This window comes from Stutzerimonas stutzeri (assembly GCF_000219605.1).
Classification (GTDB): domain Bacteria; phylum Pseudomonadota; class Gammaproteobacteria; order Pseudomonadales; family Pseudomonadaceae; genus Stutzerimonas; species Stutzerimonas stutzeri.
Genome location: NC_015740.1, coordinates 1,470,222 through 1,488,494, shown reverse-complemented (window position 1 = coordinate 1,488,494; position 18,273 = coordinate 1,470,222). Strand labels below are relative to the sequence as shown.

Here is an 18,273-nt window from a genome sequence, read left to right as displayed (position 1 = left end):
GGAACCGGCAGCCAATGCCGTGATGGACAGCTATCGCAGCCCGTGATCCTGCCCGATCAGCCGATGTGCCGCCTGAATGGCGGCAGGGCATTGAGAATCGCCTTGCCGTAGCGCTGCGTCACCACTCGCCGGTCGAGCAAGGTGATGGTCCCGCGGTCCTGTTCGGTCCGCAACAGACGCCCGCACGCCTGGACCAGCCGCAGCGAAGCGTCCGGCACAGCGATCTCCATGAACGGATTGCCGCCGCGGGCCTCGATCCACTCCGCCAATGCCGCCTCGACCGGATCGTCCGGCACGGCAAACGGAATCTTGGCGATGACCACGTGTTCGCAATAGGCCCCAGGCAGGTCGACGCCTTCGGCGAAGCTGGCCAGGCCGAACAGCACACTGGGTTCGCCCTCGTCCACGCGCGCCTTGTGCTTGTTCAGCGTTTCGTGCTTGGACAGATTGCCCTGAATCAGCACGCGTCGGCGCCAGTCCCGCTCCAGCCCATCGAAGACGTCCTGCATCTGCCGGCGCGACGAAAACAGCACCAGCGTTCCACGGGCGCCTTCCACCAGCTTCGGCAGCTCGCGGACGATGGCGGCGGTGTGCGCCGGCGCATCACGAGGGTCAGCCTGCAGATCCGGAACCCTGAGCTCGCCGGCATCGGCATGATGGAAGGGGCTCGGCACCACGGCAGTGACCGCCGCCTTGGGCAGGCCGGCTCGCATCCGGTAGCGATCGAAGCTGTTCAACGCGGTGAGCGTGGCTGAGGTTACCAGGGCGCCGAAGGCGACATTCCAGAGGTTGCGCCGCAACGTTTCAGCAGCCAGGATCGGACTGGCATTGACCTCGATATCGAACAGCGCGCCGCCTTCGGCCAGCGTCAACCAGCGTGCCATCGGCGGGCTGTCTTCCGGATCCTCGACGGTGAAGGCCGTCCACAGGTCCCAGTTGCCCTGCGAGCGCGTCAGCAGGCTGCCGAACAGGGGATACCACTCCTCCGCCTGGTGGCTGGCGATGCCGCTGCCGGTCTCGCCGTCCATTGCCTCCTTGAGCAGTTCGGCGATGCGGGTGAAGAGATCGGTCAGCTTGGCGAAACCTTTCTTCAATTCAGTGCCAAGCTCGACCAGATGCCCTGGCACGACGCCACCGACGAAACGATGTCGCGGCCGCTCACGCCCCTCCATGTCCTCCCCGGCCTTGAAATCCGCGACCTGCTCGCAGGCGCTGAACATGAACTGTTGCTGGGTACGCAGCTCTCGGGCGATCTCCGGAATGCCTTCGACCGGGCGCCCCAGCTCACCCGGTAGCGAATGCTGGGCCAGCAGTTTGGTCAGGTTCTTTTCCACCTGCGCCAACCAGTCCGCCGTCGAGCGCAGCCGAGTGAAATGTGCGAAGTGGCCAATGGCCTTGTCGGGCAGATGATGCCCCTCATCGAACACATAGATGGTGTCACGCGGGTCGGGTAGTACGGCCCCGCCCCCGAGCGCGAGGTCGGCCAGCACCATGTCATGGTTGGTGACGATGACATCCACCTTGGTCATGCCTTCCCGCGCCTTGTAGAAGGCACATTGCTGGAAGTTGGGGCAATGTCGTCCGGTGCACTGGCTGTGATCAGTGGTCAGCTGTCCCCAGTCCGCATCGCCCAGCTCTTCCGGCCAGCTGTCCCGATCGCCATCCCACCGATTGCCGGCCAGTTTTTCGATCATGCTGGTGAACAGCTTCTGGCTGCGCTCGTCGACCTCGATGCGAAAGCCTTCCTCCTCGAACAACTGCGCGGTGGCGCTCTGTGCCTGACCTTCCTGCAGCAGCATGTCCAGCTTGGACAAGCACAGGTAACGCCCCCGACCCTTGGCCAGGGCGAAGCTGAAGCTGAGCCCGCTGTTGCGCATCAGATCAGGCAGATCCTTGTGCACGATCTGCTCCTGCAGCGCGACGGTCGCGGTGGCAATCACCAGCCGCTTGCCGGCAGCCTTGGCCGTGGGGATCGCGGCCAGGCTGTAGGCGACGGTCTTGCCGGTGCCGGTACCCGCCTCGACGGCAACGACAGCCGGCTCGCTGCTACGACGACCTTCATCGTCGACCTTGACCGTGCCCAGCACCTTGGCGACTTCGGCGATCATCAGGCGCTGGCCATAGCGGGCCTTAAGCCCCTTGGCTTCGAGGAAACGGGTATAGGCGCCCTGGATCTGGGACTTGAGTTCGGTGCTGAGCATGGGCGCGGAGCTGTATATATTTTCAGTACTTCGATCGGGCGGCTATGATAGCGCGCGTTCGCCCAACCGCCACCGGAGATTTTCCCATGACACCTTTTGCCTTGCTTTACGCACTGCACGTACTCGCCGCAACGGTGTGGGTCGGCGGCATGTTCTTCGCCTGGATGGTCCTGCGACCAGCGGCCGTGGCGATGCTGCAGGCGCCGGAGCGGCTGCGGCTGTGGACCGATGTACTCCGCCGCTTCTTCGTCTGGGTATGGGTAGCGGTGCTGGTGCTGCCGATCAGCGGAATCGGTATGTGGCACATGCGATTCGGCGCGCTGGAAAGCGCGCCTCGCTATGTGCACATCATGGCGGGGCTGTATCTGGTGATGCTGGCGCTGTTCCTGCGTATCCAGCTGCTGCAGCTACCCTCGCTCAAAAGAGCCGTCGAGGCCGAGCAATGGCCAGCAGGCGGCGCAGTGCTGGGGCAGATTCGCCGGCTGGTGGGAATCAACCTGATTCTGGGCCTGCTGGTGGTCGCACTGGCCAGCGCCCGCCCCCTGTTCTGACTCGCCCCCAAAAAAAGCCGGGCGCAAGGCCCGGCTGGATCAGTACTCAGCTGATTGATCAGGGACGCGCTTCGACCTCGGCTTCCACGCGACGGTTGATCGCGCGACCTTCCTCGGTGGAGTTGTCGGCGACCGGGCGAGACTCGCCATAACCGACGGCGTTCACGCGATTGCCCTCGACACCCAGTTCATCCACCAGCACTCTGCGAACGGCGTTGGCACGACGCTCGGAAAGGCGCTGGTTGTAGGCGTCGGTGCCGACCGAGTCGGTGTGGCCTTCCAGTACGGTGGTGGTCTGGCGATATTCTTTCATGAAATCGGCCAGGTTCTGGATGTCGCTGTAGCTGTCCTGCTTGACCACGTCGCGGTCGAAGTCGAACTTGACGTCCAGTTCGACGCGCACCGGCGCGGCAGCCGGTTCCGGCTCAGGCTGGGTCTGGGGCATCGGCTCGACCGTTTCCACGACCGCGACGGTTTCCTCTTCCATGCCGTTGGCCCAACAATAGGCCGCCGCGACGCCACCACCGATCAGCGCACCCCAACCGGCGTAGGTGCTGCTTTCGATGGCCCCCAGCGCGGCACCAGTCACGCCACCTACAGCCGCACAGGTCGGCCAGTCCTGCTTCTGCACGCCTGCACAACCGGCCAGGAACGTGGTCATGACAATAACGGGTACTGCTGTCCGTAATGTACTCATTGATCAAAACCTCCAGTATGGACATTCAGCCAGAAACGCCACGCATGGGAATCCGGGCGGCTCCGGTTACTTTTCAGACTAGGCCGACAAACGGCACCGCGCTAGTCTTCACCTTTGAAACGAGGATTCTCTGTTGAGCGAAAACCCTGTACCGCTGCATACGCCGCAGCAAGCGCTTGCGGCAATGCTCGACCATTACGCCCCAACACGCGTGCTGCTCGTGGGGCGCAGCGATCAACCTGCTCTGGCTGCCTACGCCGAATGCCACCCGGAGTGTCAGCTCGATCGCGCCGATCCCGCACCGCTGCCTGACGATCTGGCGAACCAGCGCTACGACCTGGCCATATTCGTCGACTGCCTCGAGCATCTGCCCAAGCGCAACGGCCTGGAGCTGCTCGGCAGCATCCGCAATCTGAATACCAGCCGGATGGCGGTACTCGTCGATCTCGATGCATGCGAATGGCGGACTACGGACTTCTATGCACTGGCACTGCAGGTCAGCGAACGCTTCCAGCGCGACGGACAGACCTTGACGCTCTTCACTTACGACCTGCTGCAATACAAGCAGGTTCCGGACTGGCTCAATGCCAGGTTCTGGGCCAATCCTGAAATGTTCGGCAAGTACTGGTGGTGACATGAGCGAACCGCGTCCAACCGACCTGAACTGCCCCTGCGGCAGCGGCGATGCCCTCGGCGAATGCTGCGGGCGCTATCACGCAGGCATGGCCGCGCCGAGCGCCGAGCTATTGATGCGCTCGCGCTACAGCGCTTATGTACTGGGGCTGGTGGACTATCTGCGGGCCACTACGCTTCCCGCGCAGCAGGATGAACTGGATGTAGAGGGGATGCGCCGCTGGAGCCTGGAGAGCACCTGGCTAGGGCTGGAGGTAAACGAAAGCAGCGTGCTGGGCGGCAAGCCCGAGCATGCGCTGGTGACCTTCACCGCCCGCTGGCACGACCAGAGCGGCGAACATGCCCACCAGGAGCGATCGGCATTCGTCCAGCGGGACGGGCGCTGGTATTTCATCGATCCGACGGTACCGCTCAAGGCCGGCCGCAACGACCCCTGCCCCTGCGGGAGCGGTCTGAAGTTCAAGAAGTGCTGTGCGGCTTACCTCTGAGCGGCGCGGAGCATGAGCGGACGTGCCGCTGCGTGACAGCGGCGACATGAGCCCAGTCGTTTACTTCTCGACGAAGGCCCGCTCGATCAGGTAGTGCCCCGGATCGCCCATGCGCGGCGAGACTTTCAGACCGAAGCTGTCCAGCACCTGGCTGGTTTCATCCAGCATGCTCGGACTGCCGCAGATCATGGCGCGGTCATCTTCTGGGTTGATCGGCGGCAGGCCGATATCACTGAACAGTTTGCCGCTGCGCATCAGATCGGTCAGACGGCCCTGATTCTCGAACGGTTCGCGGGTCACGGTCGGGTAGTAGACCAGCTTGTCCTTGACCGCTTCGCCGAAGAATTCGTTTTGCGGCAGGTGTTCGGTGATGAACTCGCGGTAGGCGACTTCATTGACGTAGCGAACACCGTGCACCAATACGACCTTCTCGAATCGCTCATAGGTTTCCGGATCCTGGATCACGCTCATGAACGGCGCCAGGCCCGTACCGGTGCTGAGCAGATAGAGGTGCTTGCCGGGCAGCAGATCGTCCAGGACCAGCGTGCCGGTCGGCTTGCGGCTGATCATGATCGAATCGCCTTCCTGCAGATGCTGCAGTCGGGAGGTCAACGGGCCGTCCTGCACCTTGATGCTGAAGAATTCCAGGTACTCTTCGTAATTCGGGCTGGCGATACTGTAGGCGCGCATCAGTGGACGCCCCTCGACCTCCAGGCCGATCATCACGAACTGACCGTTCTCGAAGCGCAAGCCTGCATTGCGAGTGGTCTTGAAGCTGAACAGCGTATCGTTCCAATGGTGCACACTGAGAACGCGCTCTACGTTCAGGTTGCTCATGCTGCGAATTCCTCATGGTGTCGCGACGGACGTCGATAATGACGGCAGTTTAGCGAGCGGATCCATATTCGTTAACTGGATAATAAAGATATAGGTTATCGGTTATATAGATATGCATTTCACGTTGCGCCAGATCGAAGTTTTCGCCGCCATTGCCCGCCAGGAAAGCGTTTCCAAGGCTGCTCAAAGCCTGTCGCTGTCCCAGTCGGCAACCAGCACATCACTGGCCGAGCTGGAGCGGCAATCCGGCTGCCAACTGTTCGACCGGGCCGGCAAGCGGCTCTGCCTGAACGCGCTGGGCCAGCAGCTGCTGCCGCAGGCGGTCGCCCTGCTGGATCAGGCGCGGGCCATCGAGGATCTGCTGAACGGCAAGAGCGGGTTCGGCTCGCTCGCGGTGGGCGCCACGCTGACCATCGGCAACTATCTCGCCACGCTGTTGATCGGCAACTTCATGCAGCGTCACCCTGAATGCCGGGTCAAACTGCACGTCCATAACACCGCGCATATCGTGCATCAGATCGCTCAGCACGAACTTGATCTTGGTCTGATCGAGGGTGACTGCCAGCATCCCGATCTGGAAGTGCAGCCCTGGATCGAGGACGAGCTGGTGGTGTTCTGCGCGCCGCAACATCCGCTGGCCGGACGCGATGCGGTGGATCTCGCGGAACTGTCGGGCGAGGCCTGGATTCTGCGCGAGCAGGGTTCGGGAACGCGTATGACCTTCGAGCAGGCCGTGCGGCACCGCCCAGGGAAGCTGAACGTGCGCCTGGAACTGGAGCACACCGAGGCGATCAAGCGCGCCGTCGAATCGGGCCTTGGCATCGGCTGCATCTCGCGACTGGCGCTACGCGATGCGTTCCGCCGCGGCAGCCTGGTGCCGGTGTCGACACCGGAGCTGGATCTGCGACGCCAGTTCTATTTCATCTGGCATACGCACAAGTACCAGACCGCGGCGATGCAGGAGTTCGTCGAACAGTGCCGGGCGCTGACCTCTGGCGTGCGCCGCAGCGATGAAATCCAGCTGCCGCCGATCGCCTGAAGCGCCGGCGGCAGCGGTTCAACTGGTGGGAATGGAACCCATCTGCTGCAGCAGCAAGGCCGCCTGGGTTCTGGTGCGCACGCCGAGCTTTCGGAAGATGGCGGTCACATGGGCCTTGATGGTCGCTTCGGAAACGCTGAGTTCATAGGCGATCTGCTTGTTCAGCAGGCCATCGCAGACCATCGTCAGGACGCGGAATTGCTGCGGCGTGAGGCTGGCCAGTCCGGCGCTGGCCGCCTTGGCTTCCTCACTGACATTCGCTTCGTCCTGAATGTTGCTCGGCCACCAGACGTCCCCTTCCAGCACGGCCCGTACGGCCTCCTGGATCGTCTCGAGCGAACTGGACTTGGGGATGAAACCGCTGGCACCGAACTCGCGCGAACGCGCAACGACCGCCGCGTCTTCCTGAGCCGAGATCATGACCACCGGCAGATGCGGATACTGCCCCCTCAGCAGCACCAGGCCGGAAAAGCCATAGGCCCCCGGCATGTTCAGGTCCAGCAGGACCAGATCCCAGTCGGCACCCTGGTTCAGAAAGCCTTCCAGTTCGGCGATGCTGGCCGCCTCCACCAGACGTACGTTCTCACCAAGCCCCATGGTGAGCGCCTGCTGAAGCGCACTGCGGAAAAGCGGGTGATCATCGGCAATGATAATTTCGTAAGCAGCCATTGGCAGACCTGTAATTTTTATTGGCGCTTTTCATCGGCTTGAGCAGCCGATGCCGACAAGATGACGGCAGAAGACCCCGTAAAACCGCTCCGGGGGTGGTCCGATGTAGATTTTCAACTGACAGACCGAATATCGGCCGCCCGCTGCAACAAATCAAGCGGCGCAAGCATGCCCACCGATGAATAAGTGGTCAAGCGCGGCGCTTTGTAGCAAAGTCTGCGACTTTTCCCTGACGAGCCGAAACATGCGTAGCCAAGCCCTCCGCGCCGACTTCCTGATGCTGATCACCGCCATGATCTGGGGGACCGCCTTCGTGGCCCAGCGCATCGGCATGGACAATATCGGCCCGTTTCTTTTCACCGGTCTGCGCTTCGCCCTGGGTGCCCTGGCGCTGCTTCCTCTGGTGATCTACCAGGGGCGCACTGCGGCCCGGCACGAGCCCTTCCTGCAGCGCGGCCTGATCCTGGGCGGCCTGAGCATGGGCCTCGCACTCACCCTGGGGATCAATCTGCAGCAGGTCGGCCTGCTGTTCACGAGCGTGACCAACTCAGGCTTCATTACCGGCCTTTATGTGATCGTGGTGCCGTTGCTGGGGCTCGCCATCGGGCACAAGACCGGTCTGGGTACCTGGCTCGGTGCGTTCCTCGCGGTGGCCGGCATGGCATTGCTGAGCATCGGCGAGGACTTCACCGTCGCCTCGGGCGACTGGATTCAGCTGGCCGGCGCCTTCGTCTGGGGTGTGCACGTGCTGCTGGTGAGCTTCTTCGTCAGCCGTCATGACGCCATCCGGCTGGCCTTCCTGCAATTCGCGACCTGCGCGGTGGTGAGCCTGTTGCTGGCGCTGATCTTCGAAGACATCAATCCGGCCAGCATCTGGCTCGCCGGCCCGGCCCTCATCTATGGCGGACTGTTCGCGGTAGCGGTCGGCTACACCCTGCAGGTCGTCGCACAGAAGCATGCGATCGCCTCCCACGCGGCCATCATTCTGTCGCTGGAAGCGGTCTTTGCGGCAATCGCCGGCGCCCTGTTCCTCGAGGAGAGTCTGACCCTGCGTGGCTACATGGGCTGTGTACTGATGTTCATCGGAATGCTTGCCGCACAGCTGTGGCCGCGCAAACCGGAACCGCTGGCTACCGCAGCCCCGGCCAAGGCCTGAGGCCTCACGCCGACCCGTCAGGTACCTGCAGTGCCCGGTGCGCAGCGTTGTGCAGATCCGGCTGGCGATGGTGCTTGGCGCCCAGATAGTGTTCGGTGAACACGTCGAGCCAGGCGTCCAGCGTGTTGGCTGCAGCCGAATCCCCGGCCAGCTCCAGACAGAGCGCAGCGACCTCGGCGGTGCACAGATGATCGCTGCGGGTCGAGCGCCGCAGCCGATAACGTGACAAGGCTTCGGGCTGCAGGCTCAGCACCGGCAAACCGTCCAGATAGGGGCTTTTGCGAAACATCTTGCGCGCCTCGGTCCATGTTGCATCCAGCAGGATGAACAGGGGCCGCTTGTCTGGCTGTCGCTCGACTCGCTCGACCACCCGCTGCGGGGCCGCATATTCACCGGGGAAGATCACCAGCGGCTGCCATTGCGGATCGGCCAGCAGATCCAGCAAGCGCGGATCGACCCCGGTGCGCTGCCAGGTGAAGGCGAAGGTATCCGGCACCACATCGGCGATCAGCCAGCCCGTATTGCTCGGCTTCAACGGTTCGATGTCGTGCATCAACAGGCACACGCCGCACTCGCTGTCGACCCTGGGCAGCCAAGGGCACAGGCAATGGCTGAACGGTACTCGGCAACGCAGACAGCGCGGTGCTCGCGAGCCGCGCGCGACGAAGGGCTTCAGGCTTTTCGCCAGGCGCTCGTCGCGCAAACGGGCTACGGCATGGGGCATGGATCGACTCGGGATTGACGGCGGAGCGCGGCAGTCTACCAGCGCGGACAGGGCGGCGGCAGGGCGGACGAATGAACCGTGCCACGGCCCGCCGGTCGAACTAGCGCAGTCATAAGGAGACCGCCATGTATCGTCTGACCACCCTGCTCGCCCTGAGCCTCGCCCTGCCCGTTGCCCATGCCGCCTCGCTGCAAGAACAGCAGCTGAGCCAGTTGCTCGATCAGGTAGCCCGCGAAAGCAACGTCGGCACGCCTCGAGCGATCAACGAAGACATCCTCGACCAGGGTTACACCGTAGAGAACAACCATCTGGTCAACCATCTCAGTGTGCAGCCACGCCATGCAGCGCAGATGCGCGACAACCCCGCCGACGTGCGCAGCCAGCTCGCGGTCAGCGTCTGCGGCAACGAGGGGCTGCGCAAGCTGATGAGCCAGGGCGCGGTGCTGCGCTACGACTTCAGCGAATACCAGAGCAACAAGCCCATCGCCAGCGAGCGCTACACCGCCGCAGACTGCAAGTAAGGCTGCAAGAAATGGGCGGGAGCGGCGGACACGCCGCATCCCGCCGGGCCGAACTCAGCCTTTGTCGTGCCGCAGGATCTGCGGATCACCCTTGCCCGCCACCGCGGCAGCTTCGTCCCGAGTGAGCAATGCGGTACGCGGCACGTTGCGCAACCGCGCACAGGCTGCCAGCACATTGGCCCAGCTGGCGCGGTTGGCGAACTGCATGCCGAACTCGTCCAACGTGCCGCCACGGTTGCGATAGCCGAGTGCCGAGCACTTGCGAGCGTCCGGCAGGATCGGCCACAGGTGGCCGCGCGCGACTTCCGGGCGCATGTGGGTCAGCAAGACACGCATCTCCATCGAGTCCGGGAACAGTCGCTCCGCCACCCCCTCGCTTGCCCGTGCCTCGACTTCCCAATGATCGCGCGGCCCGCGGAAGCGACCCGGCTCCTGCAGATAAACCAACCGGTAGGCGCAGTCGGCCTCCTTAAGCCGCTTGGCGGCGCGGAGCATCTCGCCCAACTGGTAGCTGCCGTTGGCGATCAGCAGCAATGCCTCACTGCCCGGCACCTCCTCGACCACAATGGCGCCATCGCGGGCCAGCTGCTCGGCCTGTTGCCGATTGAAGTAGCACGGCCGGTCGCGCTTGGGCATGACCATGCAGGTCAGTTCGCCACGCGCCTGATAGATCGAAGGCAGCAGCGCCAGAGCACTGTTGTGGTCCGCCGGGAAAAGCACGCGGACCATGTCGTTCATTTCGCCGAGCAGCGCCTCGCAGAAGGTGGTGTCCTGATGCGACTGCTGATTCTTGCCGTTCTCCCAGGTATGCGACGTCGCGATCAGCGGCCACCCCAGCCAGCCTGCTGGCCTGCCGATCTCCTTCTGCTGACGGGAGAAGATGATGCTCTGGCGCACCACGCCGAGCATCTTCACGCAGAACGCCTCATAGCTGGCCACGAGGTTCAACCCGCCCTGGTTGGCCAGGCAGGCGGAGACCACGGCCTCTTCGTTGAGCGCGGTGATGACGGCGCCGTCGATCGCCTCCAGTTCGCTCTCCGGCTCGATCACACGGTGCTTGAGCGCCTTGAGCACGCCACCCAGCCGGTTGCTCGCCAGCTCGTCAGGGTTGCCCACCCGTGGTCGCAGCGAAGGGTTGGCCTCGGTCAGCTCGACGAAGAAGCGATCCACCGCGGCCATCGGCGAGCAGGCATCGTCACGATACTTGAGCTGCGGGATGACCGGCGCCGGCGGGCGTCGCAGAGCCAGCGGATTGTCGCGTTCGAGCAGGCGTCCCTGACGGCTGCGCACGAACAGCTCGAGGGCCGCCTGAAGATCGCCCTGCGGCACGAAAAGCCGCGCCGTATGCTCGTTGAACAGGTTTCGGGACACCTCGTCTAGGCGCGGGTTGCCCGGCAGCGGCAGGTTGTGTGCGGCATTGCTGCCCGCGCCATAGAAGCCGAAGCCCTTGACCGTCTCGGCAATGCCGTAGGGAATCGGCAATGGATAGTTGAGGATGCCGCGTGCCTTTTCCTCCACGCGGCGCTCCAGGCGCAGCTCCATTTCCCAAAGGGTCGCGACGAATGCGGCCGGGTCGCGCCCATCGAACGGCATCGGATCGAAGCCGCATTGGCTCAGGTGCTGGCGGAAATCCTCCAGGCCCTGCTCGGTCCCCAACGCCGTTCGCTGCTCGATTCGCCGGCCGTTGGCGATCATCACTGGCAGCGCCACACCGCAATCCTCGGCCCGCCACCAGCGCGGAATCCAGTCGCTGCCGCGCTGTTCTTCGGCCGCACCATCGGACAGGAACGCCACCAGCGTCTCGCCGGGCAGCGGCATGTGGGCATATTGAAGCTCGGCGAAGCCCAGATAACCGCCTTCGGCAATCCCACCGGCGGTATGCGGATTGACATGACTGCCCAGCGGCGCCAGTGGGCTGCCATCGGCGGCCTGGCGATAACCGTAGAAGTCCTGCAGCAGGCGGTTGATGCCCGCTTCGCCGCCAGCATAAGCCTGCGCCTGCTCGGGGTGCAGATTGCCGGTCAGCAGGTTGAGTGCGTCGACCGCAGCCACGCAATGGCCCTGCCCCATCAGCCAGGCTCGGGTACGGCCGGTCAACGCATTGAGCGCCAGATAGCCGGCATAGGCAGGCACCATGTTCAGCGCGCCGCCGGTATGGCCTTCGGGATTGGTCTTGAAGTCGTCGGCCGCCAGCGGCGTGCCGTCCAGGTGCACCTGCTGCGCATAGGTCATGTGCACCACCAGCCAGAGGCCGGCGCTGGCAACGCGATCGACCGCCTGCAGCAGTCGATAGACGCTCGCCAGATCCGGCTGATGTCCTGCCTGTACCAGCTGATGGGCCAGACGGAACACCGCCGCCTGGGTCTCCAGCGCGTGCTCGAACGGCCCGAAGCCGCCACGCCAGGTGGCGAACTCCGGTTCGGCTTGCGCGTGTTGATCCAGCTCGACGAGGCTGGGCAGTAGCTGACTCATGGGTTCACTCCGTTGGTAAGCGGGATGTGCTGTAGTCTAGGCAGGGCTCGTTTGGTTATCTCTGATATGTATCAAGTGGTCGTGGCAACCGAGCGGGCACAGTGGACATCATCGTACGAACAGGAAGGCAACATGGCTTTGCTCAGTTTTCTCGGTGCCATTCAACAGGTAACCGGCTCCTGCTACCTCATTGAGACACACGACGGCGCAAGGGTTCTGCTCGAATGCGGCATGCATCAGGGCCGCCGGGAGGAGGAAAGCGACAACCGCGCCGCCTTCGCCTTCGATCCGAAGAGCCTGGACGCCGTGGTCCTGTCCCATGCCCATATCGACCACAGCGGGCTGCTGCCACGGCTGGTCGCCCTCGGCTACCGCGGCCCGGTGCACTGCACCGAGGCGACAGCCGAGCTGCTGGAGCTGATGCTGCTGGACTCGGCGCAGATCCAGGAGAAGGACGCCGAGTGGGAAAACAAGTGGCGCGCACGCATCGGCAAGCCCATGGTTCAGCCGCTGTACACCCGCGTCGATGCAGAGCGAACCCTAGGGCAGCGCGCCCCTCCCCCCTACGGCGAAACCTTCGAGGTTGCCCGGGGCGTCGCGGTGACCTTCCACAACGCCGGACATATCCTCGGCTCGTCCATCGTCCAGATGGATGTACACGACCATGGCAGGACGCGGCGACTGGTCTTCTCGGGTGATCTGGGCAATGTCTGCTCACCGCTGATGCCCGCCCCGACGGTGCTCAAGGAGGCCGACGTGGTGCTGATGGAGTCGACCTACGGCGACCGCGACCATCGCAGCCATGAGGACACCATCGAAGAGCTGGCCGGTATCCTGCAGCAGGCCCACCGCGACGGCGGCAACGTGCTGATGCCTTCCTTCGCCGTTGGACGCACGCAGGACCTGATCTACTACCTGGGCCGCTTCTACCGTGAAGGGCGACTGCCGCAGCAGGCAGTGTTTCTCGACAGCCCCATGGCCATCGGCGCCAATGCCATCTACGCACATTACAAGGACCAATTGGACCTCAACGGCATCGATCCGGCCTTGAGCGGCGCCAGTGGCAAGCTCTACGCCGAGCGCTGGCTGCCGATTCTCAAGTCCACGCCGACACCCGAAGAGTCCATGGCGATCAACCGCTTCAAGAGCGGCGTGATCATTATCGCGGGCAGCGGCATGTGCACCGGCGGGCGCATCCTGCATCACTTCAAACACAACCTCTGGCGCGAGGAATGCCACCTGGTCATCCCGGGTTTCCAGGCCAGAGGCACTCTGGGCCGCGCGATCGTCGATGGTGCCGGCAGCGTCAAGCTGCTGCACCAGCGCATCGCGGTGAACGCCAAGGTGCATACCCTCGGCGGTTTCTCGGCCCATGCAGGCCAATCGCAGCTGATCGACTGGGTGAGCAACTTCGAGAATCGGCCGGAGCTCTACCTCGTCCACGGCGAAACCGAAAAAATGCAGGTCCTGCAACAAGCCATTCGGGATCGTCTTGGCTGGGAAGCCCGCATTCCGGAACTCGGCGATCGCATCGCGCTCTGAGCGGGACGACTGGCCCGAGCCTCCGCGCCCGGGCCACCAGCGGCCGCCAATGCTTGAGCCCACCGGCCGCAGCCTATAGCCTGAACGCGACGCCCATACATGGAGATGTTGTATGTCCTTTGATCCGGATGACTATCTGTCGCGACACTTCCAAACCAGCGGCGCCGAACTGGAAAGCAAGATCGATGAGCTGGCGGCCATGGTCGTTCCGGCCAACAGTCCCAACCTGCCGCTGTACCGGGAAATGCTGGTGACCGTCACACGCATGGCGCAGGCCGATCGCAGCCGCTGGGACGCCAAGATCCTGCTGCAGACCATGCGCGAGATGGAGCATGCATTCAGCCGCCTCGACCAGTTCAAGCGCCGGCGCAAGGTCACGGTATTCGGTTCCGCGCGCACACCGGTCGAACATCCGTTGTACGCCCTGGCGCGTCAGCTGGGCTCCACGCTTGCGCACTACAACTTCATGGTCATCACCGGTGCCGGTGGCGGCATCATGGCGGCCGCCCACGAAGGGGCCGGTCGCGACAACAGCCTGGGCCTGAACATCACCCTGCCGTTCGAGCAGCACCCCAACCCGACGGTTGGCGGTACCGAAAACCTGCTCTCGTTCCACTTCTTCTTCGTCCGCAAGCTGTTCTTCATCAAGGAGGCGGATGCCCTGGTGCTCTGCCCTGGCGGGTTCGGCACCTTGGACGAGGCACTCGAAGTGCTGACACTGATCCAGACCGGCAAGAGCCCACTGGTGCCCGTCGTGCTGCTCGACGAACCCGGTGGCACTTACTGGAAGGATGCACTGCGCTTCATGCGCGGCCAGCTGGAAGAGAATCGCTACATCCTGCCCAGCGACATGCGTCTGATGCGCCTGGTGGATGATGCCAACGAGGCGGCGAAGGAGATCGCCAACTTCTACCGCAACTTCCACTCCAGCCGCTGGTTGAAGGATCGCTTCGTTCTACGCCTGAACCACAAGCTCAACGAACAGGCCATGGAATACCTGAACGAGGAATTCGTCGACCTGTGCCTGACAGGCTCGTTCGAACAGCAGAACTGCTGTGAGTCCGAACTGGACGAACCGGAACTGCAGCGACTGCCGCGTTTGAGCTTCGTATTCAACGGCCGCAACCATGGTCGATTGCGCGAGCTCACCGATTACGTCAACGAACCGGCCAACTGGGTGCGGCCGCTGGACAACGAGGACTGAGGGCGCGCCAGCGCCACGGCTCAGCTCTGTCGAACTGCGAAACCGCATCAGGCACGCCTGCGCTCGAACCCAGCGATCAATCAGCCGAACCATTGCCTCGCAACAGGCGGCTGATCAACTCCAGCGGATAGCCGCGATAGCTGAGAAAGCGCCCCTGCTTGGCGCGCTCCCGCGCATCCGCCGGCAGGCTTCCGGCGAACTTGCGTTGCCACAGCTCTCGCAGCTGCTCGCTCCAGTCGAAGCCACTGTCGCGCAACGCCTGCTCGATATCCGCGCGCGGCAATCCGCGCTGCGCAAGCTCTTCACGGATGCGCAACGGCCCATAGCCGGCGTTGGCTCGGCTTCTGACGAAACTTTCGAGGTAACGGGATTCCGACAGCAGGCCCTGTTCGCAGAGGCGATCCAGAGCCTGTTCGATCAGATCAGGCGGGGCGCCACGCTGGCGCAACTTGCGGGCCAGCTCGACACGACCATGTTCGCGGCGAGCCAGCAGGTCCATGGCTGCCCGCCGCACCGCGACGGGGTTATCGAGCACGGCGGCCATGGGGATCAGAGATCGGCGTCGACCAGATCTTCGCTGACCACGTTCGCCTTGCTGCTACCGCCGGAAACCACCAGCAGCTTGTCGCGGATCTGCTGTTCGATTTCGCGACCGATTTCCGGATTGTCTTCCAGATACTTGGCGGCATTGGCCTTGCCCTGACCGATCTTGTTGCCCTTGTAGGCATACCAGGCGCCAGATTTCTCGACCAGGCCCTGCTGCACGCCGAGATCGATGACCTCGCCATTGCGGTAGATGCCCTTGCCATAGAGGATCTGGAACTCAGCCTGACGGAAGGGCGGCGCCACCTTGTTCTTCACTACCTTGACGCGGGTTTCGCTGCCGACCACTTCGTCGCCTTCCTTGACCGCGCCGGTACGGCGAATATCCAGACGAACCGAGGCGTAGAACTTCAGCGCGTTACCACCGGTGGTGGTTTCCGGGCTGCCGAACATCACGCCGATCTTCATGCGGATCTGGTTGATGAAGATGACCAGGCAGTTGGCGTTCTTGATATTGCCCGTGATCTTGCGCAGCGCCTGAGACATCAGACGGGCCTGCAGGCCGACGTGCGTATCGCCCATCTCGCCTTCGATTTCGGCCTTGGGCACCAGCGCCGCCACGGAGTCGACGATGATCACATCCACCGCGTTGGAGCGCACCAGCATGTCGGTGATTTCCAGCGCCTGCTCGCCGGTATCAGGCTGCGAAACCAGCAGGTCGTCGACGTTCACGCCCAGCTTGCCAGCGTAGTCCGGGTCCAGCGCGTGTTCGGCGTCGACGAAGGCACAGGTGGCGCCCATCTTCTGCGCTTCAGCGATTACCGACAGGGTCAGGGTGGTCTTACCGGAGGATTCCGGACCGTAGATCTCGACGATACGGCCCTTGGGCAGGCCGCCAATTCCAAGCGCGATATCCAGGCCCAGCGAGCCGGTAGAAATGGCCGGAATGGCCTGGCGATCATGATCGCCCATGCGCATCACTGCACCCTTGCCGAACTGCTTTTCGATCTGGCCCAGGGCTGCAGCCAGGGCGCGCTTCTTGTTCTCGTCCATCAAATCCTCACTTGATCAAGAGGGCCGGAGGCCACAACAACTGTATAAGTAGCCAGTATTAGAACATAGGCAAATTTACTCGCCTAGCCCCGAAACTGTTTTTCTCCGACCGCCAGCGCAAGCAAACCTTGCAACGCCGCCGCCACCGTCTGCTCACGTACGGCCTGGCGATCACCGGCGAATAGATAGCGTTGGGCCTGCAGATGCGAATCATCTGCCCAGGCAATCCAGACCGTACCAACCGGTTTTTCTGCCGTGCCGCCGCCGGGTCCGGCAATGCCGCTGACAGCCACCGCAAAGCGCGCACCACTGTTGCGCTGCGCGCCTCGCGCCATGGCCTGCACCACTTCGGCACTGACCGCGCCGACCTGCTCGAATAGCTCCGCCGGTACGCCGAGCTGGCGCGTCTTCTGGGCATTGGAATAGGTGATGTAGCCGGCCTCGAACCAGGCCGAGCTGCCGGCGATACGGGTGATGGCCTCGGCAATGCCACCACCGGTGCAGGATTCCGCAGTGCTGACTTGCGCACCCAGTCGTTGCAGCGCATCACCCAGCTGTGCCGCCAGTTCGGTGAGATTCATCAGGGCTCCAGCCGAAGGAAAGTGGCCGATACCCTACACCAGCGGGCTCCCGAGTTCAGCCATCCGGATGGCCAATGGTCGAGTTACGCGTCGCCCATCAGGCATCCTGGCGAACCGGCAGCACGACACGCTCGCCGATGCTCCGTCCGCGACGGCTTACCACTGCATCACCATAGCGCTGGATGGGATCTGCCAGGGTTCGCTTGACGAAGAAGCCGAACAGCGTCACCAGTAACAGCATCACCGCGATGTAGAGCGGGCCGGGAATGGCCAGCGCTCCAGCGCCGAAGCCCAGTCGCTCGGCGATTGCGAATACCGATGGATGAGACAGGAAGACGATATAGCCGATCCCACCTAGCGGCGCGATCCAGCGCAGCCCTTTGCCGCTGATGCGTGTCGCGCCAATGAAGACCGCAACGCCCACCGCATAGCTGACGAAGTAGCGATACCAGGTTTCCCCGAGACCGGTATCGCGCGAGTAGGCCAGCACGCAGATCGGCAACAGAAACAGGTAGAACAGGCCCACTGCGATGCGCGCGTAATGCCCGGTATCGGGTGCGCGACCGTTATCCGTGGCCTTCCACAATGCGCCGAGGAAACACACACTCAGCATCAGCGGCAGAGCCACCGGCAGCTTCATTTCCAGCTTGTAGCGCAGGAACGCGAGCAGCAGGGTAAAGACGTACTGGGCCAGCAGAAACAGCAGATCGCGCTTGGCCGAGCCGCCCAGACGCAGCGCGAAGATGACAATGCACAGCACATAGAAGGTCAGCTCTATCTGCAGCGTCCAGTACAAACCGATCACGTTTTCGACAAACACGAAGCCTTGCAGCATCGTCGCATTGATCGCGATGACAGCCGGACTGAACACCCGAGCCGGATCGTCCCAAGGAAACATCACGCCGAGAAGCAGCGATAGCCAGTACAGGGGAAACAGCCTGAAGAAGCGCTGATAGACGAACGCCGCGATCGGCCGTTCGTAGCGATGGCGGCTCTTGTACAGCGCCGCAACGACGAAATAGCCGCTCAGCGCGAACAGCACCAGCACGCTGGTCTTGCCGACATCCAGTACCGTTTTGCTGACAAGAAACAGATCGCTGGTCAGCCCATCGAAATGGCCGTCACGCTTCATTTTTGCGATCAGATGGGAATAGGCAACGCACAACGCCGCAACGCCGCGCAGGGCGTCGAGTCCGAGTAGTCGAGACATGTCTGCTGCTCACTTGACCAGAAAGGGAGGTCGCCAGCATTACTGCAGGAAGAACTGACGCGAGGGGGTAGAACAGGCATTCGCCGAGGCGGGATGGCCGGGGCTGCAATCCACAGGGCGGCGAAGCACGAGCGATAATCAGGCAAGCTACC

General features: G+C 63.2%; 18 protein-coding genes. 8 read left to right on the top strand and 10 right to left on the bottom strand.

Annotation, left to right across the window (positions count from 1 at the left end):
* Positions 1 to 56 precede the first annotated feature (56 nt).
* Entirely contained in the window at positions 57 to 2,201 is a 2,145-nt protein-coding gene (gene dinG, locus PSTAB_RS07125; protein ID WP_013982316.1) for an ATP-dependent DNA helicase DinG, read from the bottom strand.
* Positions 2,202 to 2,287: 86 nt separating this feature from the next.
* On the opposite strand from dinG, the gene PSTAB_RS07120 reads away from it, so the two are divergent.
* Complete coding sequence (locus tag PSTAB_RS07120; protein ID WP_013982315.1) at positions 2,288 to 2,752, top strand: CopD family protein; 465 nt, start codon at positions 2,288 to 2,290, stop codon at positions 2,750 to 2,752.
* A gap of 58 nt (positions 2,753 to 2,810) precedes the next feature.
* Here PSTAB_RS07120 and PSTAB_RS22025 read toward each other — a convergent pair whose 3' ends face one another.
* Positions 2,811 to 3,449 carry an OmpA family protein gene (locus tag PSTAB_RS22025; RefSeq protein WP_011912684.1) on the bottom strand — a complete coding sequence of 213 codons (639 nt, stop codon included), beginning with the start codon at positions 3,447 to 3,449 and terminating at the stop codon, positions 2,811 to 2,813.
* A gap of 133 nt (positions 3,450 to 3,582) precedes the next feature.
* Between PSTAB_RS22025 and PSTAB_RS07110 the strand changes: the two genes are divergently transcribed.
* On the top strand, positions 3,583 to 4,083 hold the full coding sequence (locus PSTAB_RS07110) for a DUF6231 family protein (RefSeq protein ID WP_013982313.1): 501 nt from the start codon (positions 3,583 to 3,585) through the stop codon (positions 4,081 to 4,083).
* 1 nt (position 4,084) lies between these two features.
* Positions 4,085 to 4,570, top strand: coding sequence for a YchJ family protein (locus PSTAB_RS07105; protein ID WP_013982312.1), 486 nt, complete (start codon positions 4,085 to 4,087; stop codon positions 4,568 to 4,570).
* A gap of 60 nt (positions 4,571 to 4,630) precedes the next feature.
* Here the strand turns inward: PSTAB_RS07105 and fpr are convergent, their stop codons facing one another.
* Positions 4,631 to 5,407 (bottom strand): ferredoxin-NADP reductase, encoded by a 777-nt coding sequence (fpr, locus tag PSTAB_RS07100; RefSeq protein ID WP_013982311.1) that lies wholly within the window; start codon positions 5,405 to 5,407, stop codon positions 4,631 to 4,633.
* Between the two features lie 112 nt (positions 5,408 to 5,519).
* Between fpr and PSTAB_RS07095 the strand changes: the two genes are divergently transcribed.
* The gene (locus PSTAB_RS07095; protein ID WP_013982310.1) at positions 5,520 to 6,446 is read left to right on the top strand and encodes a LysR family transcriptional regulator; all 927 of its coding nucleotides are present in this window, start codon (positions 5,520 to 5,522) and stop codon (positions 6,444 to 6,446) included.
* Between the two features lie 18 nt (positions 6,447 to 6,464).
* On the opposite strand, the gene erdR is transcribed toward PSTAB_RS07095, so the two are convergent.
* Positions 6,465 to 7,115 (bottom strand): response regulator transcription factor ErdR, encoded by a 651-nt coding sequence (gene erdR / locus PSTAB_RS07090; protein ID WP_013982309.1) that lies wholly within the window; start codon positions 7,113 to 7,115, stop codon positions 6,465 to 6,467.
* A 244-nt stretch (positions 7,116 to 7,359) separates the two neighbouring features.
* Here erdR and PSTAB_RS07085 point away from each other — a divergent pair, with 244 nt between their 5' ends.
* Complete coding sequence (locus tag PSTAB_RS07085) at positions 7,360 to 8,271, top strand: DMT family transporter (protein WP_011912678.1); 912 nt, start codon at positions 7,360 to 7,362, stop codon at positions 8,269 to 8,271.
* A gap of 4 nt (positions 8,272 to 8,275) precedes the next feature.
* Here the strand turns inward: PSTAB_RS07085 and PSTAB_RS07080 are convergent, their stop codons facing one another.
* Positions 8,276 to 8,995, bottom strand: a complete 720-nt coding sequence (locus tag PSTAB_RS07080) for a tRNA-uridine aminocarboxypropyltransferase (RefSeq protein ID WP_013982308.1) — start codon at positions 8,993 to 8,995, stop codon at positions 8,276 to 8,278.
* 125 nt (positions 8,996 to 9,120) lie between these two features.
* Here PSTAB_RS07080 and PSTAB_RS07075 point away from each other — a divergent pair, with 125 nt between their 5' ends.
* Positions 9,121 to 9,516 carry a PA3611 family quorum-sensing-regulated virulence factor gene (locus tag PSTAB_RS07075; protein ID WP_013982307.1) on the top strand — a complete coding sequence of 132 codons (396 nt, stop codon included), beginning with the start codon at positions 9,121 to 9,123 and terminating at the stop codon, positions 9,514 to 9,516.
* 54 nt (positions 9,517 to 9,570) lie between these two features.
* On the opposite strand, the gene PSTAB_RS07070 is transcribed toward PSTAB_RS07075, so the two are convergent.
* A complete protein-coding gene (locus PSTAB_RS07070; RefSeq protein ID WP_013982306.1) occupies positions 9,571 to 11,988 on the bottom strand; it encodes a phosphoketolase family protein in 2,418 nt (805 codons plus the stop codon).
* Between the two features lie 132 nt (positions 11,989 to 12,120).
* Between PSTAB_RS07070 and PSTAB_RS07065 the strand changes: the two genes are divergently transcribed.
* Positions 12,121 to 13,530, top strand: coding sequence for an MBL fold metallo-hydrolase RNA specificity domain-containing protein (locus PSTAB_RS07065; RefSeq protein WP_013982305.1), 1,410 nt, complete (start codon positions 12,121 to 12,123; stop codon positions 13,528 to 13,530).
* A gap of 112 nt (positions 13,531 to 13,642) precedes the next feature.
* Positions 13,643 to 14,734, top strand: a complete 1,092-nt coding sequence (locus PSTAB_RS07060; protein ID WP_013982304.1) for an LOG family protein — start codon at positions 13,643 to 13,645, stop codon at positions 14,732 to 14,734.
* A gap of 76 nt (positions 14,735 to 14,810) precedes the next feature.
* Here the strand turns inward: PSTAB_RS07060 and recX are convergent, their stop codons facing one another.
* From recX to PSTAB_RS07040, 4 genes are all read right to left on the bottom strand, one after another.
* Complete coding sequence (recX, locus tag PSTAB_RS07055; RefSeq protein WP_013982303.1) at positions 14,811 to 15,278, bottom strand: recombination regulator RecX; 468 nt, start codon at positions 15,276 to 15,278, stop codon at positions 14,811 to 14,813.
* Between the two features lie 5 nt (positions 15,279 to 15,283).
* On the bottom strand, positions 15,284 to 16,330 hold the full coding sequence (recA, locus tag PSTAB_RS07050; protein WP_013982302.1) for a recombinase RecA: 1,047 nt from the start codon (positions 16,328 to 16,330) through the stop codon (positions 15,284 to 15,286).
* An 83-nt stretch (positions 16,331 to 16,413) separates the two neighbouring features.
* Positions 16,414 to 16,911, bottom strand: coding sequence for a CinA family protein (locus PSTAB_RS07045; protein ID WP_013982301.1), 498 nt, complete (start codon positions 16,909 to 16,911; stop codon positions 16,414 to 16,416).
* A gap of 97 nt (positions 16,912 to 17,008) precedes the next feature.
* The gene (locus PSTAB_RS07040; RefSeq protein ID WP_013982300.1) at positions 17,009 to 18,121 is read right to left on the bottom strand and encodes an acyltransferase family protein; all 1,113 of its coding nucleotides are present in this window, start codon (positions 18,119 to 18,121) and stop codon (positions 17,009 to 17,011) included.
* Between the last annotated feature and the right edge of the window lie 152 nt (positions 18,122 to 18,273).